We start from the raw sequence: 7,224 nt of genomic DNA on the forward strand, positions 1-7,224 counted from the left end.
GTCGACGTGCAGCGGCTCGCGAACCAGTGGGCCGAGATCCAGCGGCTCACCGAGACCGCGACGGCGCCGACCCTGCTGCACGGCGAGCCCGACCTGCTCGTGAAGATCGTCCGCGACGTCTTCAACGAGGACTTCTCGAAGATGCTCATCCAGGGCGAGGACGCGTTCCACACGATCACCAAGTACCTGGAGTCCGTGGCGCCCGACCTGCTGGAACGCGTCGAGCGCTTCGAGGGCGACCACGACCCGTTCGACGAGTTCCGGGTCACCGAGCAGATCGAGAAGGCGCTCGACCGCAAGGTCTGGCTGCCGTCGGGCGGTTCGCTCGTCATCGACCGCACCGAGGCGATGACCGTCGTCGACGTCAACACGGGCAAGTTCGTCGGCTCCGGCGGCAACCTCGAAGAGACGGTCACCAAGAACAACCTCGAGGCGGCCGAAGAGATCGTCCGCCAGCTGCGCCTGCGCGACATCGGCGGCATCATCGTCGTCGACTTCATCGACATGGTGCTCGAGTCCAACCGCGACCTCGTGCTGCGCCGCCTGGTGGAGTGCCTGAGCCGTGACCGGACCAAGCACCAGGTCGCCGAGGTGACGTCGCTGGGCCTCGTGCAGATGACCCGCAAGAAGCTGGGCCTCGGCCTGCTCGAGACCTTCAGCGAGCCGTGCGAGGTCTGCGCCGGCCGCGGTCTCATCGTGCACCACGACCCCGTCGTCAAGCACCGCGCTCCGGGCGCAGGCGCCGCTCCTTCGGGCGGCGGCCGGCGTCCGCGCGGCGGCGCCAACCCGGCGCCGGCGTCGTCGAACGGCTCGACGGGCACCCACGTGATCACCGAGGGCATGAAGTCCGCCCTGGCTCAGATCGCAGCATCCACCATCCACCACGCCGACGAGGCTGCGCCGGCCGCCGTGGTCGTGGAGGACGCCCCCGTGGAGCGGCCGAAGAAGCAGCGCAAGAAGCGCTCCGACACGGCCGCCAAGCAGCCCGCGGCCAAGAAGGAGCCGAAGACCGAGAAGGACATGCTCCTGGACTCGGTGCTCAACGCGCTCCCCGAGCCGAAGGCACCCGGGCAGGGTCGTTCGCGGCGTCGCGTGACCACCGCCGCGCTCACCGGCACGCCGGTGCCGCACACGCCTGCAGAGGACTGATCCCGCGACTCGTCGCGTCACACACTGTCGCCTCGGGTCCTCCGGTCGCTAATCTTGGCCGCGGGGACCTGGGGAGGCGCCATGGCGCGCTTTGTGTTCGTGACATGGGACGGCGGCGGCAACCGCATGCCCACCATCGCGATCGCGCGCGCCCTGCGGCGGCGGGGTCACGACGTGCTGGTGCTCGGTCACGACTCGCAGGCCGAGGCCTACCGTGACGCGGGGCTCGCCTTCACCGCCTACGCGAGCGCGCGGGGGTTCGTCCTCGAATCCGGGCCGCGCGGACTGCTGCGGCTGGTGTTCGACCACCGCATGGCGGACGACACGGTGTCGCTGCTCGTCGAGCACCCGGCCGATGTCGTCGTGGTCGACTGCCTGCTCGTCGGAGTGCTCGACACCCTGGACCGCATGGGACGCCGCTACGCCGTCCTCGAGCACACCCTGCACGGATTCCTCGTGAACGGGATGCGGGCGCTCGGGGCCATCGGCTGGGTGCGAGGTGTGCGGGTCGGCACGGCCCGGTCGCACGCGACGCCGATCGTGGTGGCATCCGTCCCCGATCTGGTGGCGCCGTTCGCGCCCCAGCCGCCGCTGTCGGCCCATCCCGGCGCGGTCGTGTACGCGGGCGCGATGACCGCGGCCGTCGCGGCGCACCCGACGGAGCCCACGGTCGTCATGAGCCTCAGCACCTTCCGGTTCCCCGACCTCGTGGCGACGTGGCAGCGGGTGCTCGACGCCGCCGACGCCCTCGACGCCCGCGTGGTCGCGACCCTGGGCCCCGCCGTGTCGGTCGCGGAGCTGCGCGTCCCGCGCTCCGTCGAGGTCCGCGAATGGATGCCCCACCACGAGCTGCTCCCGTCCGCCTCGGTCCTCGTGGGCCATGGCGGGCACGGCACGACGCTGGCCGCCCTCGCACACGGTGTGCCGGTGCTGGCGCTGCCTCTCGACGGCGCCTCGGACCAGCCGCGCGTGGGACGCGCGGTGGCCCGGGCCGGCGTCGGAACGACGCTGTCGCGCCGTTCCGATCCCGCGGTCATCCGGGCCGCGATCCTCGCGCTGCTCGCCGACACCGTGGTGCACGAGCGGGCTCAGCGGCTGGGGGAGGCCGTGCGCGCGTTCGACGGCCCCGCGCGGGCCGCCGACGTGCTGGAGATGTCGGTCGTCGTCTGAGGTCGCGTCAGCGCCGGTCGCGGCCCCGCACACGCAGCCCGGAGGCGATGAGGCGGCGTACGAGCTCGTGGCCGTCGACATGCACGGCGCCGGCGGCGATGAGCCGGGCGTGCGCCTCTTCCGGCACGTCGTAATGGTCGAGATCGAATCCACGCCGCGGGATGCCGTTGGCCTCGGCGAAGGCGTGCAGCTCGGCGATCGACTCGTCGCTCACGAGGTGCGCCCACAGCCGCCCGTGCGCGGGCCACCGCGGGTCGTCGATCAGGATGGTCACGTCCAGATACTATTCATCAGTCGCTACGACACGACGTCGTGCGCTTTCGCGGACTGTTCCGGCATCTGGTAAAGTAGACCCTTGGTGCGTCGAGACATCCGCACCAAGTCTTTGTTGACGTCCTGAGCGCGTGCGCGTGCTCCCAGAAGAAACAGGTGTGAAGTGGTTTACGCAGTTGTGCGCGCCGGCGGCCGGCAGGAGAAGGTCGAGGTCGGCACGATCGTCGTTCTCGACCGCCAGGCCGCGAAGGTCGGCGACAAGATCGAGCTCCCCGCGGTGCTCTTCGTCGACGGTGACGCCGTGACGACCGATGCCGAGAAGCTCGCGAAGGTCACCGTGACCGCCGAGGTCCTCGGTGAGGAGCGCGGCCCGAAGATCGTGATCCAGAAGTTCAAGAACAAGACCGGCTACAAGAAGCGCCAGGGGCACCGTCAGGACCTCACGCGCGTCAAGGTCACCGGCATCAAGTAAGCCACAGGAGACGCAGAGATGGCACACAAAAAGGGCGCAAGCTCCACCCGCAACGGTCGTGACTCCAACGCTCAGCGCCTCGGCGTGAAGCGTTTCGGCGGCCAGGCCGTCAACGCCGGCGAGATCATCGTCCGTCAGCGTGGCACGCACTTCCACCCCGGCGCCAACGTCGGCCGCGGTGGCGACGACACGCTGTTCGCGCTGGCCGCGGGCTCGGTCGAGTTCGGCCACAAGGGCGGCCGCAAGGTCGTCAACATCGTGGCGGCGGCGGAGTAATCCACCGGCTTCACACACACTTCGAGGAGGGGGCGGGCTTCGGCTCGCCCCTTCCCTTTACTCTGGGGCAGCACCCAGTCCTGAGGGGGACCGCATGGTCACGTTCGTCGATCGCGTGACGCTCCATCTGAGCGCCGGTAAGGGCGGCAACGGCTGCGTGTCGGTCAAGCGCGAGAAGTTCAAGCCGCTCGCCGGCCCGGACGGCGGCAACGGCGGCCACGGCGGGGACGTCGTGTTGGTCGCCGACCCGCAGGTCACGACGCTCCTCTCATACCACCATTCGCCCCACCGCTCCGCGGGCAACGGCGGTTTCGGCATGGGCGACCACCGGTCGGGAGCGCTGGGCGAGTCGCTCGAGCTCCCCGTCCCGGTCGGCACGGTCGTGAAGGACGCGTCCGGCGAGACGCTCGTCGACATGATCGAGCCGGGCATGCGCTTCGTCGCGGCCCCGGGCGGTATCGGCGGGCTCGGGAACGCGGCCCTCGCCACGCCCAAGCGCAAGGCCCCCGGCTTCGCGCTGCTGGGCACGCCGGGCTGGACCGGCGACATCCTCCTCGAGTTGAAGACCGTCGCCGACGTCGCGCTCGTCGGGTTCCCCTCGGCCGGCAAGTCGAGCCTCATCGCCGCGATCTCGGCCGCACGACCCAAGATCGCCGACTACCCCTTCACCACGCTGCACCCCAACCTCGGCGTCGTCCAGGCCGGGGACACCCGCTTCACCGTCGCCGACGTGCCCGGACTGATCGAGGGTGCCAGCGAGGGCAAGGGGCTCGGTCTCGAGTTCCTGCGGCACGTCGAGCGCTGCACCGCGCTCGTGCATGTGCTCGACTGTGCGACGCTCGAGCCCGGCCGGGACCCGCTGACCGACCTCGACGTCATCCTCGCCGAGCTCGCCGCCTACCCGGTGCCGGAAGGTCAGCTTCCGCTTCTGGAGCGCCCGCAGCTCGTCGCGCTCAACAAGGTCGACGTCCCCGAGGCGAAGGACCTCGCGGATCTCGTGCGCCCGGACCTCGAGGAGCGGGGGTTCCGCGTGTTCGAGATCTCGACGGTGAGCCACGAGGGCCTGCGTCAGCTCACGTTCGCGCTCGGCGACATCGTGGCGACGCACCGTGTCGAGCAGGCCGCGACGCCGGCGCCCGAGCGGATCGTGATCCGCCCGAAGGGCGCCGAGAAGGAGTTCACCATCCGTGTCGAGGGCGGCACGTACGGGAACGTCTACCGCATCCTCGGCGACAAGCCGCTCAAGTGGGTCCAGCAGACGGACTTCCAGAACGAGGAGGCCGTCGGGTACCTCGGCGACCGGCTGGAGAAGCTGGGTGTCGAGAACGAGCTGTATCGCGCCGGCGCCGTGCCCGGCGCGACGGTCGTGATCGGCGAGGGCGACGGGATCGTCTTCGACTGGGAGCCGTCGGTCTCGTCGACGGCCGAACTGATGACGGCACCGCGAGGCACCGATCCCCGACTGCTGCGCAGCACGCGACGCACCACCTCCGAGCGTCGCGACATGTACCACGACATGATGGATGCCAAGGCCGAGGCCCGCGCCGAACTCGAAGCCGAGCGCCTCGCCGAGCGCGGTCCCCGCCCCGACTGGGACGACGAGGACGACGAGTGAGCGCACGCGAACGCGGTGACATCATCACCGCTCGCCGAGTGGTGGTCAAGGTCGGCTCGTCGTCGATCAGCGGCGACAATGCGCACAAGATCCGTCCGCTGGTCGATGCGCTGGCAGCCGCGCACGGTCGCGGCACGGAAGTGGTGCTCGTGTCGTCCGGCGCCATCGCGACGGGCATGCCGTTCCTGCTCCTCGACGAGCGGCCGAGCGACCTCGCGACGCAGCAGGCGGCCGCCGCCGTCGGGCAGAACATCCTGATCTACCGCTACCAGGAGGCGCTGCGCCCGTTCCAGATCGTGGCGGGCCAGGTGCTGCTGACGGCCGGCGACCTCGAGAATCCGACGCACCGCGAGAACGCACGCCGCGCGATGGAGCGACTGCTGGGGCTGCGCATCCTTCCCGTGGTCAACGAGAACGACACGGTCGCCACTCACGAGATCCGCTTCGGCGACAACGACCGCCTCGCGGCCCTCGTCGCGCAGCTGATCGGCGCGGACGCCCTCGTGCTGCTCAGCGACATCGAGTGCCTTTACACCCGGCCCCCGGACGAGCCGGGAGCCGTCCCGATCCCGCGCGTGGCGTTCGGCGACGACCTGCACGGATTCGAGTTCGGCTCCGTGGTGGTCAACAGCGTCGGTACCGGGGGAGCCGCCACCAAGGTGTCAGCGGCGCGCCTGGCGGCGGCATCCGGGATCGGAGTGCTCGTCACGAGCGCCGATCTCGTCGGCGAAGCACTGTCGGGCGACGACATCGGCACGTGGTTCGAACCGAATCCGGCGCCGGCATCGTCGACCATGACGGGCGCGGTCCGCGTCGGCTGATCGGGCTCCGCCCAGCGGTCCTAAACTGGGCGGATGACCACCACCGCCACCACGGCCCGCGAACGCATGCTCCTGGCGAAGGACGCTGCGCGCACCATCGGTCTGCTCGGCGACTCCGAGAAGCGCGACGCGCTGCTCGCGATCGCCGACGCGATCGGCGCAGCCGTCGACGACATCGTGACCGCGAACGCGGAGGACCTGCGTCGGGGGAGCGAGAGCGGGCTGTCCGTCGCACTGCAGGACCGGCTGCGGCTCGACGAACCGCGCGTCGCCGCGCTGTCCGCCGCGGTGCGCGAGATCGCAGGGCTGCCCGACCCGGTCGGACGCGTGCTGGACGAGCGCACCCTCGCCAACGGCGTGTCGCTCACCAAGGTGTCGGTGCCTTTCGGTGTGGTGGGGTCCATCTACGAGGCGCGTCCCAACGTGACCGTCGACATCGCCGCCCTCGCGCTGCGTTCGGGCAACGCCGTGGTCCTGCGCGGCGGCACGGCCGCCGAACTCACCAACGCCGCCCTCGTCCGCGCCATGCGCGGCGCGCTGAGCGAGCGCGGCATCGACCCGGAGGCGATCCAGACCGTCGACGAGTTCGGCAGGGAAGGAGCCCGCGAGCTCATGCACGCCCGCGGCATCGTCGACGTGCTGGTTCCCCGCGGCAGCGCCCAGCTGATCGAGACGGTCGTCACCGAGTCCTCGGTCCCCGTCATCGAGACCGGCGCGGGCATCGTGCACATCGTGCTCGACGAGACCGCGCCGCTGGACTGGGCGCGCGACATCGTCGTCAACGCCAAGACACAGCGTCCGAGCGTGTGCAACGCGGTCGAGACCGTGCTGGTGCACCGCGGCGCCGCTGAGCGTCTCGTCGGCCCCGTGGTCGCCGCTCTCCAGGAGGGCGGCGTCACCGTCCACGGCGACGCGACCGTCGCCCGGCTGGCATCGGGCGTCACGCCCGCGACGGACGAGGACTGGTCGACGGAGTACCTGAGCCTCGAGCTCGCCATGCGGGTGGTCGACGACCTCGATGACGCGCTGGCGCACATCCGGCAGTACTCCACGCACCACACCGAGTCCATCGTGACGACGGATGCCGCAAACGAGGCGCGATTCCTCGCCGAGGTCGACTCCGCCGTCGTGATGGCGAACACGTCGACACGTTTCACCGACGGCGGCGAGTTCGGCTTCGGCGCAGAAGTGGGCATCTCGACGCAGAAGCTGCACGCCCGCGGGCCCATGGGGCTGGCCGAACTGACCAGCTCGAAGTGGCTGGCGCGCGGCGCCGGACAAGTGCGCGCGTGACGGAATAGACTGGTCCGGTCCCGCGCCCCAGAGGCGAACCCCGAAACGGAGCACGAATGACACTCGCCACGATCATCGCCATCGCCGCCGAAGAGGCTGAGCACACCGGCAACGTCGCCCTCGAGACCGTGGGCTACGGCATCGTGGCGGTCGTC

8 protein-coding genes are annotated in these 7,224 nt (G+C 70.6%); 7 read left to right on the forward strand and 1 reads right to left on the reverse strand.

Translation table 11 applies throughout. The features are described from left to right. On the forward strand, nt 1–1,149 hold a 1,149-nt coding region (locus ACTHNQ_RS18270), incomplete at its 5' end, for a ribonuclease E/G (RefSeq protein WP_440335372.1). 81 nt (nt 1,150–1,230) lie between these two features. Further along, complete coding sequence (locus ACTHNQ_RS18275; protein ID WP_440335373.1) at nt 1,231–2,319, forward strand: glycosyltransferase; 1,089 nt, start codon at nt 1,231–1,233, stop codon at nt 2,317–2,319. A gap of 7 nt (nt 2,320–2,326) precedes the next feature. Here ACTHNQ_RS18275 and ACTHNQ_RS18280 read toward each other — a convergent pair whose 3' ends face one another. Beyond that, a complete protein-coding gene (locus ACTHNQ_RS18280; protein WP_440335374.1) occupies nt 2,327–2,593 on the reverse strand; it encodes a DUF4031 domain-containing protein in 267 nt (88 codons plus the stop codon). 162 nt (nt 2,594–2,755) lie between these two features. Here ACTHNQ_RS18280 and rplU point away from each other — a divergent pair, with 162 nt between their 5' ends. From rplU to ACTHNQ_RS18305, 5 genes are all read left to right on the forward strand, one after another. Beyond that, nucleotides 2,756–3,064 carry a 50S ribosomal protein L21 gene (gene rplU, locus ACTHNQ_RS18285; RefSeq protein ID WP_026305464.1) on the forward strand — a complete coding sequence of 103 codons (309 nt, stop codon included), beginning with the start codon at nt 2,756–2,758 and terminating at the stop codon, nt 3,062–3,064. Between the two features lie 18 nt (nt 3,065–3,082). Then, complete coding sequence (gene rpmA / locus ACTHNQ_RS18290) at nt 3,083–3,340, forward strand: 50S ribosomal protein L27 (protein WP_345543369.1); 258 nt, start codon at nt 3,083–3,085, stop codon at nt 3,338–3,340. Between the two features lie 94 nt (nt 3,341–3,434). Further along, nucleotides 3,435–4,955 carry a GTPase ObgE gene (obgE, locus tag ACTHNQ_RS18295; RefSeq protein ID WP_440335375.1) on the forward strand — a complete coding sequence of 507 codons (1,521 nt, stop codon included), beginning with the start codon at nt 3,435–3,437 and terminating at the stop codon, nt 4,953–4,955. Further along, nucleotides 4,952–5,776, forward strand: a complete 825-nt coding sequence (gene proB / locus ACTHNQ_RS18300; protein ID WP_440335376.1) for a glutamate 5-kinase — start codon at nt 4,952–4,954, stop codon at nt 5,774–5,776. The genes obgE and proB overlap by 4 nt, the downstream gene beginning before the upstream one ends. 33 nt (nt 5,777–5,809) lie before the next feature. Beyond that, nucleotides 5,810–7,069, forward strand: a complete 1,260-nt coding sequence (locus ACTHNQ_RS18305) for a glutamate-5-semialdehyde dehydrogenase (protein ID WP_440335377.1) — start codon at nt 5,810–5,812, stop codon at nt 7,067–7,069. Nucleotides 7,070–7,224: the final 155 nt, after the last annotated feature.

It is taken from the genome of Microbacterium sp. (assembly GCF_051953575.1).
Taxonomy (GTDB): domain Bacteria; phylum Actinomycetota; class Actinomycetes; order Actinomycetales; family Microbacteriaceae; genus Microbacterium.